General features: G+C 56.5%; 13 protein-coding genes. 8 read left to right on the forward strand and 5 right to left on the reverse strand.

Translation table 11 applies throughout. From position 1 onward, the window contains the following. Nucleotides 1-106 precede the first annotated feature (106 nt). Both HW556_RS06365 and HW556_RS06370 read left to right on the forward strand, forming a co-directional pair. Nucleotides 107-1429: a DUF1015 domain-containing protein gene (locus tag HW556_RS06365; protein WP_176899059.1), complete on the forward strand. Its 1323-nt coding sequence runs from the start codon at nucleotides 107-109 to the stop codon at nucleotides 1427-1429. Next, complete coding sequence (locus HW556_RS06370) at nucleotides 1422-2033, forward strand: Maf family nucleotide pyrophosphatase (protein ID WP_317170480.1); 612 nt, start codon at nucleotides 1422-1424, stop codon at nucleotides 2031-2033. The genes HW556_RS06365 and HW556_RS06370 overlap by 8 nt, the downstream gene beginning before the upstream one ends. Nucleotides 2034-2155: 122 nt before the next feature. On the opposite strand, the gene HW556_RS06375 is transcribed toward HW556_RS06370, so the two are convergent. The 4 genes from HW556_RS06375 to parS all read right to left on the reverse strand — a co-directional run bounded on the left by HW556_RS06375 (nucleotide 2156) and on the right by parS (nucleotide 4976). Continuing rightward, complete coding sequence (locus HW556_RS06375; protein WP_176899063.1) at nucleotides 2156-2800, reverse strand: flavin reductase family protein; 645 nt, start codon at nucleotides 2798-2800, stop codon at nucleotides 2156-2158. Between the two features lie 195 nt (nucleotides 2801-2995). Then, nucleotides 2996-3568 carry a fasciclin domain-containing protein gene (locus tag HW556_RS06380; RefSeq protein WP_176899064.1) on the reverse strand — a complete coding sequence of 191 codons (573 nt, stop codon included), beginning with the start codon at nucleotides 3566-3568 and terminating at the stop codon, nucleotides 2996-2998. 398 nt (nucleotides 3569-3966) lie between these two features. Then, a complete protein-coding gene (locus HW556_RS06385) occupies nucleotides 3967-4419 on the reverse strand; it encodes an RES family NAD+ phosphorylase (RefSeq protein WP_176899067.1) in 453 nt (150 codons plus the stop codon). A gap of 110 nt (nucleotides 4420-4529) precedes the next feature. Further along, nucleotides 4530-4976: a type II RES/Xre toxin-antitoxin system antitoxin gene (gene parS / locus HW556_RS06390; RefSeq protein ID WP_246289545.1), complete on the reverse strand. Its 447-nt coding sequence runs from the start codon at nucleotides 4974-4976 to the stop codon at nucleotides 4530-4532. Between the two features lie 142 nt (nucleotides 4977-5118). On the opposite strand from parS, the gene HW556_RS06395 reads away from it, so the two are divergent. The 6 genes from HW556_RS06395 (at nucleotide 5119) to HW556_RS06420 (ending at nucleotide 13074) form a co-directional block, all read left to right on the forward strand. Next, the gene (locus HW556_RS06395) at nucleotides 5119-5796 is read left to right on the forward strand and encodes an HD domain-containing protein (protein ID WP_176899070.1); all 678 of its coding nucleotides are present in this window, start codon (nucleotides 5119-5121) and stop codon (nucleotides 5794-5796) included. A gap of 81 nt (nucleotides 5797-5877) precedes the next feature. After that, a complete protein-coding gene (locus HW556_RS06400) occupies nucleotides 5878-6597 on the forward strand; it encodes an HAD family hydrolase (RefSeq protein ID WP_176899073.1) in 720 nt (239 codons plus the stop codon). Nucleotides 6598-6647: 50 nt separating this feature from the next. Continuing rightward, a complete protein-coding gene (locus HW556_RS06405) occupies nucleotides 6648-6899 on the forward strand; it encodes a hypothetical protein (protein ID WP_176899075.1) in 252 nt (83 codons plus the stop codon). A 215-nt stretch (nucleotides 6900-7114) separates the two neighbouring features. After that, nucleotides 7115-9712: a DNA gyrase subunit A gene (gene gyrA / locus HW556_RS06410; RefSeq protein WP_176899077.1), complete on the forward strand. Its 2598-nt coding sequence runs from the start codon at nucleotides 7115-7117 to the stop codon at nucleotides 9710-9712. A 96-nt stretch (nucleotides 9713-9808) separates the two neighbouring features. After that, the gene (locus HW556_RS06415) at nucleotides 9809-10948 is read left to right on the forward strand and encodes a tetratricopeptide repeat protein (RefSeq protein ID WP_176899079.1); all 1140 of its coding nucleotides are present in this window, start codon (nucleotides 9809-9811) and stop codon (nucleotides 10946-10948) included. Between the two features lie 1097 nt (nucleotides 10949-12045). Further along, nucleotides 12046-13074 carry a hypothetical protein gene (locus HW556_RS06420; RefSeq protein ID WP_176899081.1) on the forward strand — a complete coding sequence of 343 codons (1029 nt, stop codon included), beginning with the start codon at nucleotides 12046-12048 and terminating at the stop codon, nucleotides 13072-13074. Nucleotides 13075-13371: 297 nt separating this feature from the next. Here the strand turns inward: HW556_RS06420 and HW556_RS06425 are convergent, their stop codons facing one another. Further along, complete coding sequence (locus HW556_RS06425; protein ID WP_176899083.1) at nucleotides 13372-15111, reverse strand: ArnT family glycosyltransferase; 1740 nt, start codon at nucleotides 15109-15111, stop codon at nucleotides 13372-13374. Nucleotides 15112-15278 lie beyond the last annotated feature (167 nt).

A 15278-nucleotide genomic window follows, 5' to 3' on the forward strand; every position in this document is an offset into this window, starting at 1 on the left:
GGGTCAGCATTGCAGTAGAGATGCTTCGACTGTGGATTCGACTACGCTCCGCATGACATACTATTTCACCTCATCTTAGTCTTCATTACCTCATTACCCATCAGGTTTGGCTGAAATTCAACCTATCCGGGGCTGGCGCTACGGGCCCGGATTAAGCTCCCAGATTGACCGGCTCGTGTCGCCGCTCTTCGATGTGGTGTCGCCCCGGCAGCGGGAGGCGCTCTACCAGAACCCGCTCAACAGCATTCACCTTTCGGTGCCCCGCGGAGATGATCCTGCCGGTCAGGCGCTGGCGCGGCTCCGCGAGTGGGAGCAGGCCGGCGTGCTGCAACAGGATGAGCTGCCGGGCATCTACGTGTATTACCAGTATTTCCGGCTGCCGGGCAGCCCCCGCGAGTACTGCCGCAAGGGCTTCATGTGCCACATTAAGGCTACTGATTGGGACGAGAACGTGGTGCTGCGCCACGAAAGCACGCTACCCGCCGCCGTGAACGACCGGGCAGAGTTGCTGGCCCGCACCGACTTTCAGTCCAGCGCCACCCACGGCCTGTACCGCGACGACGATTTCGACCTGGAGCCCTACCTGGACGAGGCCATGCGCAGCCCGCTCTACGAAACCGAGGAGGACTACCAGGGCGCCCGCGACGTACTGGCTGTTATTCAGGATGCCGACGTAATCCGCCATTTCCAGCGCGTGTTGGCGGCCCGCGAGGTAATTCTGGCCGACGGCCACCACCGCTACGAAGGCTCACTGGCTTACCGCCAGGCCCGGCAGGCGGCGGCCGGCGACGCTTACACGGGGCATGAGGCCTGGAATTTCCACCTCATGTACCTGACCAACGCGGCGGCCGACGACCTGCGAATTTTGCCCACCCACCGGTTGCTGCTGGACCTGCCTGGCATTGCCGGCGTGGCTGACCTGCTGGCCCAGCTGGAACCCTACTTCACCGTTCTCACCCTCGACGACCCCTACGATCTGCCCGAGCGTATTGCCGGCAAGCAGTGGGCATTTGGGCTGTATCTGGGCGAAGGCGAGGTGTACAAAATCCGCCTGCGCCCCGAAGTACACGCCCAACTCGACTGGTCCACGACGGAGGAGGTGAAGAACCTCGACCTGACGGTGCTCCACTACTTCGTACTCGAAAAAGTACTGGGCATTGCGGGCTCGGAGGCGCAGCGGCAGTGGCCCGGCGTGGCCTACGTGCGCAACTTCCCCGAGTGCCTCACCCGCGTAAACAAGGGCGAGGCCCGGGCCGCCTTCATCACCAACGAGGTGAGCATGGCCGAAGTGGAGCGCGTCTGTCATTCGGGGGCTGTAATGCCGGCCAAGTCCACATTCTTCTTCCCCAAAACCATTGGCGGTTTCCTGTTCAGCAGTATTGCCGAGCGCGAAACCAGCGCCCCGTTTACCGATGTTTTCCGTGTCTGATTCTGTGCTGAATACTGCTCCGGCTGCCACCCGGCCGCGGCTGGTGCTGGCTTCCGGCTCGCCGCGCCGCCGCCAGCTGCTCTCCGATTTGGGGCTGGACTACGAAATCCGCCTGCGGGAAGTGGACGAAAGCTTCCCCGACCACCTGCGCCGGGCCGAAATTGCCGAGTACCTGGCCGCCCACAAGGCTGCCGCTTACGCCCCTGATCTGGCCCCCGACGAAATCGTGCTCACGGCCGATACCATCGTCTGCCTCGACGATGACGTGCTCAACAAGCCCGCCGACGAAGCTGAGGCCGTAGCCATGCTGCAGCGCCTGCAGGGCTGTGCCCACGAGGTGTACACCGGCGTCTGCCTGCTGGCTGCCGATGGCCGCCAGGTGGTTTTTGCCGACGAAACCCGGGTGCATTTTCGTGCGCTTTCCACTGCCGAAATCGAACACTACGTCCGGTACTACCAACCCTTCGATAAGGCTGGCTCCTACGGCGCCCAGGATTGGATTGGCATGGTGGCCATCACCCGGCTTGAAGGATCTTATTTTAACGTAATGGGCCTGCCGGTGCATCGCGTCTGGGAGGAACTAGCTGGTTTCGGGGTGGTTTGAAGCGACTTTGTGGACCCGTCTGTCATCCTGAGCTTGCGAAGGACCTTATCACGATTAAACGAGTTGTTCAACCGTGATAAGGTCCTTCGCAAGCTCAGGATGACAGACGGGTTTGCCTTGCCCTACATATCCAGCTCTTCCAGGTTCTGGTTGGGGCGGGCGTACCCGTAGCGGGCTACGGGTTGGGCTGTGTAATAGGTGTCGAGGCCGCTGAGGGCCACGGTGCCGGCGGCGGCCAGGTCGAGCGAGCCGTCGGGGCGGAGCACGCCGGGCGTGTCGGGTAGGTACAGGTGCTGCACCTTGCCTATCAGCATCACGGTGCCATTGGCCTCAATGGGTAGTTCCTGCAGTAGCTCCAGCCCGATCTGCAACCGGCTTTCCTGCACGTAGGGCGCCGAAAAATCGTCGTGGTACGCGGGCGTCAGGCCGCAGGCATCAAACTCCGAAACCTCCCGCGGGAAGTTGGCCGAGGTGTAGTGAGCGGCCTTGATTATGCCCTCGTGTACATGGTTGAGCGTGTAGCAGTCCGTTGCCCGGATGTTGTCGTACGAGTGGCGCTCGACGGAGGGCGGGCGCATAATAAGGCCCAGCAGCGCCGGGTTGGAGCCCAGGTGCACCACCGAGCTGATGATGGCCAGGTTGGTGCGCCCGGCAGCATCGGCCGTGCCCAGTAGGTTGGCCGGCTTGAAGCCCGTGATGGCGTTGATGAGATTGAGGCGGTAAACCTTTTCGAGCTGGCCGAGGTCGGCGGCGGTAAAGTGGCGCATGCGGCGGTGAGGTGATGGGCGATAGGAGTGAGGGTAACCACGACGGCTCATAAAAGTCACCGGCAGTATGGGTTGCCGGCTTCGCTCTCTGCAATAAATGAGTTATTCTTCAAGTTAGTTTTAATTAAAATAAATAAACCCGCCCCGATATAAAACATATCGGGGCGGGTTTATTTATTTTAATTATTGTGCCGGTTAGGGCATCAGTACTTTGTCGATTACGTGAATTACGCCGTTGCTCTGCATCACATCGTAGGTAGAGATGCTGGACACGTTACCTTTCTCGTCCTGCAGTACTACGTTCTTGGGGCCGTTCATCATGGCCTTAAGTGTGCCGCCGCTTACGGTTTTAATAGTGGCCGTACCCTTGCCGGCCTTGATGGCGGCCATGATTTTTTCGGCTGTCATGTTGCCGGCTACCACGTGGTAGGTCAGGATTTTGGTGAGTGTAGCCTTGTTCTCGGGCTTTACCAGGTTTTCAACCGTGCCGGCGGGCAGGGCGTTGAAAGCGGCGTTGGTGGGGGCAAAAACTGTGAAGGGGCCTTTGCCCTGCAGGGTTTCTACTAAACCAGCGGCCTTTACGGCGGCTACCAGTGTGGTGTGGTCTTTGGAGTTTACCGCGTTTTCAACGATGTTCTTGTTGGGGTACATGGCCATTCCACCCACCATTACAGTGTTGGGTGTCATCTTGGCCTGGGCCGAAGCGGTGGTAGCAGAAGCGCCGCCCAGTAGGGCCACGAAAGCGAGGGAAAGAAGTTGCTTTTTCATCGGAAATAAAAGGGAGGGTAGAAGAGACGATTGAAACAATCTGCCCCCACTTACGCCCCTTTGCCGCACTCCGGATTTACTGCAACGCAAAATAATATATAAGGCAAGCTGCAGTTGGTTTCTAGAAAAGTATATGCACCTGACTTGGTGTAAATAACAATAATTGACAAGGCTGAAAAAAAGTCGGTTTGATGGTGATAAAAAAAAGACGGATGCCGAAAATACTCTGTAAAAAAAGAATAGCGCCCATTTTATAAGGGTTCATGTAAAAGGACGCTACAAGTCTGTAGTGCGACCCAAGGACAACGAAAAGTACAGTTGAGTTAAGTCAGTGAACGGTTCGCGAAGCAGAAGATTAGTTGGTGTGTGGGCCGCCGCGCTAAAAGCATAAGTTGTAGCTATTTTAGCCGTTCGTCAAACGGGTGTGGCTCCATGCTCAGTACGCGCAGGCTCCGGCTGTGGTCGGGGTGCAGCGGGTTGAGCAGGTAGTTCCACTCGGCCGGGGCGTGGGCCGAGGGTACGCGCAACACCCAGTGCGTACCGGCATCCAGCCAAGCCCGGCCCAGTTCGGTCAGCTCGGCCGGGTAGGGTACCTGCTGCCAGTTGGCAGGCAAGTCTGCCGGGGCGTACTCCAGAAAGGGCGTATCGTCGGGTATTTCCAGCGTGAGGGCGAAATAGCGGCGCGGCAGTACCGGCGAATTAGCCAGCACTTCCAGCTTCGCCAGCGACAAATGCTCGGCCGTGTACAGAATCTGCCGTCCCACCGGATGCCAGCGCCCCCCATAGTATAGCCCGCCCTTCCCCGAGGTATCCGATATATAAGGGGCCTTGCCCAAACGGTAAAGCTTCATTCTTTTGAGCGGCAAGCCTTAAGCTACAAGCTGCAAGTACGTTCGGTCACAATCTGCAAGTCACATCTAAAATCTGAAGGCTTATAGCCTAAAGCTTGCAACTCTTCATATTAAGAAAAGTGGCCGTGCTCGATGCGGCCTAGGATGTCGTGTACCTGGCCGCGGCCGATGACGGAGTAGAGCAAGTCTTTAGGTTTCTGGCCGCCCAGGGCGGGGATGGGGGAGTTGAGCCAGAAATGCAGGTCGGCTTCCTCCTCGAACACCTCCATGCCCTTGGCCAGCACGGCCGAGAGCTGAATGGCCTTCTCGCTTTCGTCGAGGGTGAGGGGCTTGTGGTTCTGCTCGCGCCGGGTGAGGGTGCTTTCCGACACGCCGAGCACGGCGCTCATTTCCTTGTTGGAAAAGCCCAAATGGCGCTGCAACGCCCGCACGGCCTGCACCGACAGGCCCTTGATGGCCACGCCCAATAGGTCCATCTCGTTTCGTACGAGCTGCGGAATAACGGCCGGGCCGCCCATCAGGGCCACCATATCGGCGACGGAAGTGTTGCGAACCATTGTCATTTGCAGAATATTAAAGCGTCATTTGAAGTCAATATACGCTAAACTTTCGCATTTGACTAGTAGTTCCCGAACCTGCGGCTGTGCCATCCCGGTAGGTTCGTTCTACTTTTGCCCGCACCTACCTCTTACATCTGTTATGTCTCTTTCTGCCACCGATTCCCAACTCATCGCCGCTACCGTTGATTTCATCCGCGAAAAATTCCTGCACGAAGGCTCGGGCCACGACTGGGAGCATATCCGCCGGGTGTGGCAGGTAGCCCGCCGACTGGCCGCCCAGACCCCCGAAGCCGACTTGCTGGTAACCGAGTTGGGCGCGTTGCTGCACGACGTGGCCGACTGGAAATTTCACGACGGCGACGAAGAAGCTGGCCCGCGCGCCGCCCGCGCCTGGCTGACCAGCCAGCACGCCGACCCGGCCGTAATGGATAGGGTAGAAGCCATCATCCGCGAAATCAGCTTCAAAGGCCTCGGCGTACCCACGCCCATGAGTTCGGTAGAAGGCGCGCTGGTGCAGGATGCCGACCGGCTCGATGCCATCGGGGCCATTGGGATAGCCCGGGCCTTTGCCTACGGGGGCCACAAAAACCGCCAGTTGCACGACCCCGCTATACCGCCCGTCAGCCACGATACATTCGAGAGCTATAAACAGAACACGGCACCCACCGTCAACCACTTCTACGAAAAGCTGCTGCACCTACGGGAGAGGATGAACACGCCCGCCGCCCGCCGGGTAGCCGACGAGCGCCACGCGTATATGGAGCAGTTCCTGGAGCAGTTTCTGCGCGAGTGGGAAGGGGAGGACGTTTCATCATAGCTGTTAGCTGAGAGCTATTAGCTCTTAGATTCGTTAAACGATAAGCTGCCGGCTAAAAATCTCAGCCAAGAGCTAAAAAACATGCTCCCCATCACCACCATCCTTTTCGACCTCGACGATACGCTCTACGACCACACCGCCACGGCCCGGGCGGCGCTGGCGGCTACGGCTGCTGGTCAGGCTAGTCTGCGCGAGGTGCCGGCCGATGTGTTGTACCAGCGCTACAGCGACTTGCTGGAAGAAATGCACCCGCGGATAATGCGCGGGGAAATCGACTACCTGACGGCGCGGGAGCTGCGTTTCCGGCAGTTGTTGGCACCGTACGAGCCAGCCCCGACGGCCGGCAGCCTCACGCAGCTGGCCGAGGAGCACTATGGCCATTACCGGCAGTTCCGGCAGCCGATGACCGGGGCGCTGGCGCTGCTGCAGCGGCTTAAGCCCGATTTCCGCATAGGTGTAGTGACCAATAACCGCACGAGCGAGCAGGAAGAGAAGCTCGATTTCCTGGGGATGAGTGGGCTAGTGGACGCGCTCATTACCTCGGAGGCCGTGGGCGTACTCAAGCCCGACCCCGCCATCTACCACGTAGCCCTGCAGCGCCTGCAGGCCCGGCCGGCCGAAACCGTGATGGTGGGTGACAACTGGGTGGCCGACGTGGTGGGCGCGCAGGCTGCGGGCATCCGGCCGGTGTGGCTCAACCGTGGGGGGAGTGTGGCGCCGGTGCCGGCCGTGGCCGAGCTGAATAGCCTGGAGCCGCTGAAGCTAGCCTACGCGTTGCTGACAACAGCTGCCTCCTGCTAGGAGCAACCGGGCACCTTCTTCGCTTCGTCATATTTGGTACCTTTACGCCAATGAATACTCCCCGTTCGTTTTCCTCCCGTCTGGGCCTGCTGGCTGTGGGTTGCCTTTTGGCCGTTTCGTCGTGCCGCACCTGCCCCATGCAGTCCTGTCACACCCGTAAGGTGCACATGCACAATGGCACCAAGTTCCGCGGTCAGCCGCTCTGGAAAAAGCAGAACCCGGCCATCGGCGAGAAAATCAAGGTGTACAAGCCCGATGCGGTGAAACGCAAAAACGACCGCAGCCGGACCATCAACGACTAAGCGGATTGGCTGGTGCGCATAGCGCCCCGAACCCGGCCGCGACAGGCATTGCGGCCGGGTTGGTAAGGGGGCTCCCGGCGGTGGTTGGAATAGCCTTTTAGGCTAGATAAAACGCACTTTTTTGCGTATCTTGCAGGCTTCAACGAAGTTCATTTTCACGGGCCTGTAAGCTCCTCCATTACCCCGGAGATTTACCGGCCGACTATAAGCTCCCTATGGCGGAAGGCGAAAAAATCATTCCGATTAACATCGAAGATGAGATGCGCGGGGCCTACATCGATTACTCGATGTCGGTTATCATCTCCCGGGCGCTGCCCGATGTGCGCGACGGCCTCAAGCCCGTGCACCGCCGCGTACTCTACGGCATGTCCGATCTGGGCGTTTCGTACAACAAAGCACACAAGAAAAGCGCCCGTATTGTGGGTGAGGTACTGGGTAAGTACCATCCGCACGGCGACTCCAGTGTGTACGACACCATGGTGCGCATGGCCCAGGAGTGGAGCCTGCGCTACCCGCTGGTAGACGGCCAGGGCAACTTCGGTTCCATCGACGGCGACTCGCCGGCCGCTATGCGTTACACCGAAGCCCGCCTAAAGCGACTCGCTGATGAGCTGCTCGGCGACCTCGACAAGGATACGGTCGATTTCCAGCCTAACTTCGATGACTCCCTGGAGGAGCCGTCGGTGCTGCCGGCCAAGTTTCCTAACCTGCTGGTAAACGGTACGACCGGTATTGCTGTGGGCATGGCCACCAATATGGCCCCGCATAACCTGACGGAAGTAGTGGACGGTATCGTGGCCTACCTGGCCAACCCCGATATCACCATTGCCGAGCTCATGGAGCACGTCACCGCTCCCGACTTCCCGACCGGCGGAACTATCTACGGCTACGAGGGCGTGAAGCAGGCATTCGAAACCGGCCGCGGCCGGGTGGTGATGCGGGCCAAGGCTCACTTCGAAACCACCGCCACCGGCAAGGAACAGGTCGTCATCACCGAGATTCCCTATATGGTGAACAAGGCCTCGATGATCGAGAAGACGGCCGCGCTCATCAACGACAAGAAGATCGAGGGCATTTCCGACCTGCGCGACGAGTCGGACCGCGACGGTATGCGCATCGTGTACGACCTCAAGCGCGACGCCATGCCGACCGTGGTGCTCAACAACCTCTATAAGTATACTCAGCTGCAAAGCTCGTTCGGCGTCAACAACGTGTGCCTGGTAAAGGGCCGCCCGATGACGCTCAACCTGAAGGAGCTGATCCACTACTTTGTGGAGCACCGCGCCGATGTAGTAGTGCGCCGCACTCGCTACGAGCTGGCTGAAGCCCAGAAGCGCGCCCACATCCTCGAAGGCCTGCTGATTGCGCTTGACCATTTGGATGAAGTTATTGCCCTCATCCGCAGCTCGCGTGATGGCGAAGTAGCTCGCGGGCAGCTCATCGAGCGTTTCTCGCTGAGTGAAGTGCAGGCCCGCGCCATCCTCGACCTGCGTCTGCAGCGCCTGACCGGCCTGGAGCGCGACAAGATTGTGGCCGAATACAACGAGTTGATGGCGCTGGTAGACCACCTGAAGGCCGTACTGGCCTCGGAGGACATGCAGCGCGACATCATCCGCACCGAACTGGCCGAAATCAAGGAGCGCTACGGCGACGCCCGCCGCACCATGATTGAGTACGCCGGCGGCGACTTCTCGATGGAGGATATGATTGCCGATGAGGCCATGGTTATCACCGTCTCGCGCGAAGGCTACATCAAGCGCACGGCGTTGGATGAGTACCGGAGCCAGGGTCGGGGTGGGGTAGGAGCCCGCGGGGCTGCTTCCAAGCAGGACGACTTTACGGAGCACTTGTTTGTAGCTACCACCCACGAGTACCTGCTCTTCTTCACCGAAGCCGGCCGGGTGTTCTGGCTGAAAGTGTACGAGGTGCCGGAAGGCGGTAAGAACACCAAGGGCCGTCCGATTCAGAACCTGATTGAGATTCCGCGCGAGGACAATATCCGTTCGGTACTCAACGTGCGCGGCCTGCGCGACCCCGATTACCTCGACAACACCTTCCTCATGTTCTGCACCGAGCAGGGCACGGTGAAGAAAACCCCGCTCGAGGCCTACTCGCGTCCCCGCACGGCCGGCATCAACGCCATTACCATCAATGAGGGCGACCGGCTGCTTGACGTGCAGCTGCTCAACGGCAACGATGAGGTTGTGCTAGCGCTGCGCTCGGGCCGGGCGGTGCGTTTCCCCGAGCACAAAGTGCGCTCGATGGGCCGCACCGCCGCCGGCGTGCGCGGTATTACGCTGGATGAAACGCTGGCCGGTGGTGACCGGGTAGTAGGGATGGTGTGCCTGAATAACGAAAGCGAGCAGGAACTGCTGGTGGTATCAGAGAACGGCTACGGTAAGCGCAGCCCGCTCGACGAGTACCGCATCACCAACCGCGGCGGCAAAGGCGTGCGGGCCATGAAGCTGACCGATAAAACCGGCCAGCTCGTGTCCATCAAGGCTGTAGACGATACCGATGACCTGATGATCATCAACAAGTCGGGCATCACCATTCGCCTGCGGATGAGCGAACTGCGCAGCATTGGCCGGGCCACCCAGGGCGTACGGCTGCTGAAAATCAGCAACGGCGACGAGATTTCGTCGGTGGCTAAAGTGGCGGCCGAAGAGAAAATTGAGGAGCTGGAGGCAGATGCAGCGTTGCTGGAAGGAGCGGAGCCCAATGGTAGCGAGTCGACGGAGCTGCCGATTGCCGCTGCCCCGGACGACGACCTGACGGAGCTGACCGACCCGGACACGCTTAGCGCTAACTAAGCAGTTGTTAACTTGCGACGGCAGAACTTCCCCGGAAGTTCTGCCGTTTGCGCTATAATTCCTTCCACTAAACTGCAGATTCTTCACTCAACTCCCATGAAGAAAGTTCTTTTAACGCTTGTGGCCGCCGCCGCCCTACATACGGCCTCGGCCCAGAACTCGGCCGTTACCAACGCCATTCTCTACCAGCGCCAGGGTACGCTCGACAAAGCCAAAACCGAAATTGACAAGGCGGTTACGAACGAAAAAACGTCGGGCAAAGCCAAGACCTGGTTTACCCGGGGCGAAATCTACGAGGGCATGGTTAGCAGCCCGATTTACAAGAAGAGCCTCGGCACCGAAGATGGCGGTAAAATTGCCTTTGAGGCTTACACGAAGGCTTTGAGCCTGGACGGTAAAGATGGTGAGTACGGGAAGCAGGCCGAGGCCAAGCTCGATGGACTGTATGGTATGGCCCTGAACGCCGGCGTAGAAAGCTACAATAGCAAAGACTTCGCAAAGGCTATGGACTCGTATCGGATGGCCCAGCAAATCAAGCCGCAGGACACGACGGCGTATCTGTACGCTGCTTATGCTGCCGAAGCGAATGAGAATTTCGCCGGTGCTAAGGAGATGTATGGTAAACTACAGGGCATCGGCTACCAGTCGACCCAGATGTATGGCCGGATGCTGCAGATTGCCCGTCAGCAGAAAGACGATGCTGCCGCAATGAAAGTGGTACAGGACGCGCTAAAGGTATATCCCAACAACAAAGGCTTCATGCTGGAAGAGTTGAATATGTACCTGAGCGCCGGCCGTGGCAAAGAGGCCCTCGACAAAATCGACCGGGCCATTGTAGCCGATCCAACTAACTCGAACCTTTATGCGGTGAAGGGCTCGATTCTCGACTCTGATAAGAAGCCGGCTGAAGCACTGGCCGCTTATCGGAAGGCTGTGGAGATAGATCCGAATAACTTCGATGCTAACTTCAACCTTGGCATTTACAACTACAACAAGGCCGCTGATTACTATACCCGGGCCAGCAAAATGAGTCTGGCGGAATACCAGAAGTCGGGAAAGAAGCTGGAAATAGAGGGTAAGAAATACTTCCAGGATTCGTTGCCGTATTTCGAGAAGGCCCTGGAAGTCCAGCCCAATGACCGTAGCACGATGAGCGCCCTTCAGAAAGTGTACCTACGTCTGGACCGTAAAGCGGATTCGCAGCGGATGATGGACAAGCTGGATGCAGCCAAATAACACGCTTTAAGTTTTTTCTCCAGCTCAATTAACGAGCCTCCAAAATACGGCCGGCTATACAGTCGGCCGTATTCTTATTTATGTTACTTAACATAATATAAATTATAAGACAAAAGATGCTGTGTGATTATGCACTCCGAAAGTCATATTTAGATACCCGGTATTGTGGCCATCGCGCCTTCTTATTGTGCAGTAGTTGAATTCGGTAGTTGCTTAACGCAGACTCATCTTAATGAGCCACATCATATTAATAACCACTATTGCTCACGGGCTAATCTGATGCTTTGAAGTGCCGCCTCAGCTGCTTCTGACATACATCTTTCAAGTATAGTCTGCCAACATGATGTGTAGCAGCCGAAACCAATGCGCCACCCGACCTTTTCTGATCCAGGCAGAAATACGCCTCTAGTGTATTTCAAGTCGCGGCTGCACGATCTATAGAAATGAATAGAATCTAATGCGGCTGAAGGTGCGTTCGTAATGAGTTGTGTATTGTTCTTGGGTGTGATGCTTACATTCGAGCTACTCGCAAAGTTATAAGTGACTCAGCTCCGGATTCTGCTATAGCTAGCTGCTCAAGGCGGCTTCAACGCCTGTCGAGTAGCAAGCTACCACCCGGCGCGTTGTTTTCAGGGCCAGACTACTGTGCAAGATTTTTGCGGCCAGCAGGTTGTTGTAAAGGTGACCGAACACCTTCGCAAAGTGCTTCTAACCTTCACGGTGTCAGATAAAGAAAATTCTTCCTCACTCCTAACCAGATAAGCCAGCAGTTTCAGCGCTTCTAATAGGCCTCTATGAATAGCTGTCTATCAATGCAGTTGACTTGGTAATTATTGCTGTAGAGCAGTTGTGGGTATTAAGAGGATAGCTTAGCAGTAAGTAAATCATTGCTCCTGCCCCGTTCGCCCTTACGATAGAAGGTATTTATACTGTATATGTATAGATGGTGTGTATTAATAGCTTATAAAGTAAATAAAAGCACAAAAAGTATAAGAAAGTTTTACTTTTACATACTTTATACTACTTATTATTACTATTGCTTGTATTTTTGACTATTATTGCTACTTAGCCAGTAGTATCACTTGTTAATTCTTCTTATGCCAAAGACCATAGACTATCCCCGCACATCGTATCAAAGTGCCTGGGAAGTAGCTGAAGTTGTTGACGACACTGGTGGCAAGTGCGCTATTGAAACATCTGCTCGTAAGCTTAACCGCAAGGTGAGTGGCTCTTTCAAGGCCATCATAGGCTCGGCTGTTAAATTTGGTCTCTTGACCAGTAAGCGAGAGTTGCTTACTACCACGAACCTGTTTCGCCGTATTAAGAACGCCTACGACAAACAGGAAGAGCGAATCTATGAGCGCGAAGCGTTCCTGCACCCGCCCCTGTTCACCCAGATATGCCGAAAGTTCAGGAACCGTGAGCTACCTGTGCACATGTTCGACGTGATGTTGGTGCGTGAGTTCGGCGTGGAAGAAATCAATGCTCAGGCCGTTACAAAGGCTTTCATCGATGGTGCGCGCATGGTTGGTGTTCTAAATGAGCAAAACATCATTGCCGATATCGACCAGTTAGCCGCTCAGCAACAGCCACGCCGGGAACTAGCCAGTACCGAACTACCATTGAGCCGATTCCAATCGGTGGTGGATGGCTCAAGCCACCCAGCTACCGGAGACACAGCCTACAAAAGCGCTAACACAACAAAGGCAACGGGTATATCGGAGAAACCGATGTTTGTACCTCAGCCCACCCATATACAGCGCCTTACAGATACCGTATCCAGTCTCTTTGGGCTCGACACGGACGATATGGAAGATGAATCTGACATCATAGCTTCTGATAGTACTACCGCTAACTCAGGCATTGTACCAAATCAGGCCTTTGTAGCGGCCCCTCAGAACCAGCCAAAGTATGTAGAGACAATGGCTCCTGCTAGCCCAACCGTGGGCACTATGGGCACTACTGAAGCAGCATCAGTAACACAGGAGCTTGCTGTACCTGCAAATACGTTTGCTATCCATCTGCACGGGCCAGGGCTAAACACACACCTGACTATTGAGCACGTTGATGACCTGGAACTAGTACAGGCCCTTTTGAACAAGATCAAACGTCAGCTAAGCGAATAGTTAATCGGCGACTCCAAGCAGTTCGGGCTTACACAATCACACATAATTTGTGGATAATGTAAGCCCGAACTGCTTGGTATGCTTTAGATGATCCTTTTATAAGCTGTATAGACAGATGTTCCTAACTTGATACTACTGCTACTCGATATTTCTATCTGCTAAAGCTGAAGAATGGGTAATCAATGGCATCAAGTAAATGCTCCACTCCTACAGCATCTGAGCAAAAGATCTTGATTTGTTTAATAATTATGTTAAGTTACCTAACAATGCAACTACCTTGCTGCCAGCCAATTGATTTTAACGAGACATTTGCTCAATAGGCTCTAACTTAGAAACAAACCATACGCCCGAATTCCGGCTTCTATCCAGATAGAACGAATCCTGCCGAGAAATGCGGATAAACTTAGACCATCCTGCCGGTAACCTATCCTCGGCTGGCTGACCCGATACGGCAACTATCGGATGAGACAAATCGGATAGTTGGGCGATAGTAGGATGCCAGATAGGCACAGCCTGACCAGCGGCCCAAACCTGCTTAACGTGGAGTGTATCGAGGCTATACCACTCCCCCACCCCCCGAAACCCCGGCAACTGCCTTACCTCCCGCATATGCTGCCGCCCGAGTACATCACGGCGGGCTTCCCAACGCGGATAAGCCGGCATAGCCAGCCCGATAATACTCAACACCATAGCCAGCGTGCTACTAATAAGGGAACTTACCCGGCCCCGCAAAACCCCTTCCCTGATCAGCCCTAGGCCTAGTACCGCGGCCAACACCACCATTAGCCCAAACCGGAGCGAACCGACCCCGAAGCCGGAAAACCCGACGAACGCCATGGCGACGGGCAGCGCCAGCAGTAGCACTAGTAACAGAGTGGCCCAAACCCGGGGAAGAAAGGCATAGGAGACTCTGGCAGGGCTAGTTGGATATGCGGGCTGGTTTAACCAATAGCGTAGCAGCCCGGCCACCAGTAAGGCTAATGGAGGCATAAGCGGCAACATGTACCGCTCCTTTTTTTCAGGCACGATACTCAGCAGCAGTAAACCGATCAGCACCCACCCAAAGACCACTGCATACGGGATAAAGCCCCGTAGCCTCGGGCGGGCGTACGGCCACACCAGGGCGGCCAGCGCCACCAGGGCCCACAAGCCCGTGAAGGCGAAAAAAGGCCAGTAATACCAATAAGGCTGAACATGCCGATCTGCCCACGATGCCATTTCAATCCGGGCCACGGCACGGGCAGCCGGAGCCACTTTCAACCAAACGTAAAGCGGCCAACTACCCCCGATTATAATGGCCAGCACGGCCCCCAGTAGCGTGGCACCAGCCCGGGCCCGCACTGCCTGCCGATGAACGGGCTGACCAATTAAATAAGCCAACACAAAAGGAAGAACCAACGCGTAGAGAGGTACCGGGCCTTTACTTAGCACGGCCAGCCCCAGCAGAACCCCTGCCCCTACCAGCCATCGATACGCTTGTCGTACCGGCCGCTGCCAGCCGCCAACCAGCAGCCAAAGTCCCCCCATGGCTAGACTGGTGGCAAATATATCCCACTGCCCTTCACGCCCTGTGGTAATAACGAGTAGGCTGGTGGCCAGCACCAAGGCCGCGAGCCAGGCGGTATGGCCCGGGGCAGTATTCTCAAAGCGCTGGCGTCGGGTCAGCTCATAACACAGACCCCAGAAAAAGAATACCAGCAACGTAGCGGCCAGACCCGCAGGTATTCGCAATAGCGCCAGGTTATCGGTAGGCCCGATTAGTTGCTGAAGGGCTGCCACGGCCCAGGTAGGTAATGGGGGCTTGGCCAGCCGCAGTTCCTGATTGATCGTCGGAATCAGCCACGAGCCCCCAGCAACCATCTCGCGGGCGGCCACAAAGTTGCGGCTCTCCATCAGGCTGACTGCCGATGCGCCACTGTGCAGGAAAAAACTCACCCCGCACACCAACCCTAGCAAAAGCGCCCGTCCCCATTGGGAGACCAGAAAACGGGTGATAAAAGAGGCGTTAGGCTGAGTGAGTTCGGTGTGGTCCGACATATGGAGAGTAAGAGAAACAGAGAATGCGGGTACTGGAATACGGGCAGCAACCGGCACAATTTCAGGGTTGATTACGGTACTGCTGAAAGCTACAGGTATTACGCCGCTTACTACTTACAGCACGGGCAGCAGTACCGACAGCAAACAACTACCAATAGGCGGACGCC

Source organism: Hymenobacter terrestris (genome assembly GCF_013377905.1).
GTDB lineage: Bacteria > Bacteroidota > Bacteroidia > Cytophagales > Hymenobacteraceae > Hymenobacter > Hymenobacter terrestris.

Coding starts and splice junctions, on each gene's coding strand:
- HW556_RS06375 (WP_176899063.1), bottom strand. CDS start 2,800: ATGCGCCACTTTACCGCCGCCGACCTCGGCCAGCTCGAAAAGGTTTAC.
- HW556_RS06380 (WP_176899064.1), bottom strand. CDS start 3,568: ATGAAAAAGCAACTTCTTTCCCTCGCTTTCGTGGCCCTACTGGGCGGC.
- HW556_RS06385 (WP_176899067.1), bottom strand. CDS start 4,419: ATGAAGCTTTACCGTTTGGGCAAGGCCCCTTATATATCGGATACCTCG.
- parS (WP_246289545.1), bottom strand. CDS start 4,976: ATGGTTCGCAACACTTCCGTCGCCGATATGGTGGCCCTGATGGGCGGC.
- HW556_RS06395 (WP_176899070.1), top strand. CDS start 5,119: ATGTCTCTTTCTGCCACCGATTCCCAACTCATCGCCGCTACCGTTGAT.
- HW556_RS06400 (WP_176899073.1), top strand. CDS start 5,878: ATGCTCCCCATCACCACCATCCTTTTCGACCTCGACGATACGCTCTAC.
- HW556_RS06405 (WP_176899075.1), top strand. CDS start 6,648: ATGAATACTCCCCGTTCGTTTTCCTCCCGTCTGGGCCTGCTGGCTGTG.
- gyrA (WP_176899077.1), top strand. CDS start 7,115: ATGGCGGAAGGCGAAAAAATCATTCCGATTAACATCGAAGATGAGATG.
- HW556_RS06415 (WP_176899079.1), top strand. CDS start 9,809: ATGAAGAAAGTTCTTTTAACGCTTGTGGCCGCCGCCGCCCTACATACG.
- HW556_RS06420 (WP_176899081.1), top strand. CDS start 12,046: ATGCCAAAGACCATAGACTATCCCCGCACATCGTATCAAAGTGCCTGG.
- HW556_RS06425 (WP_176899083.1), bottom strand. CDS start 15,111: ATGTCGGACCACACCGAACTCACTCAGCCTAACGCCTCTTTTATCACC.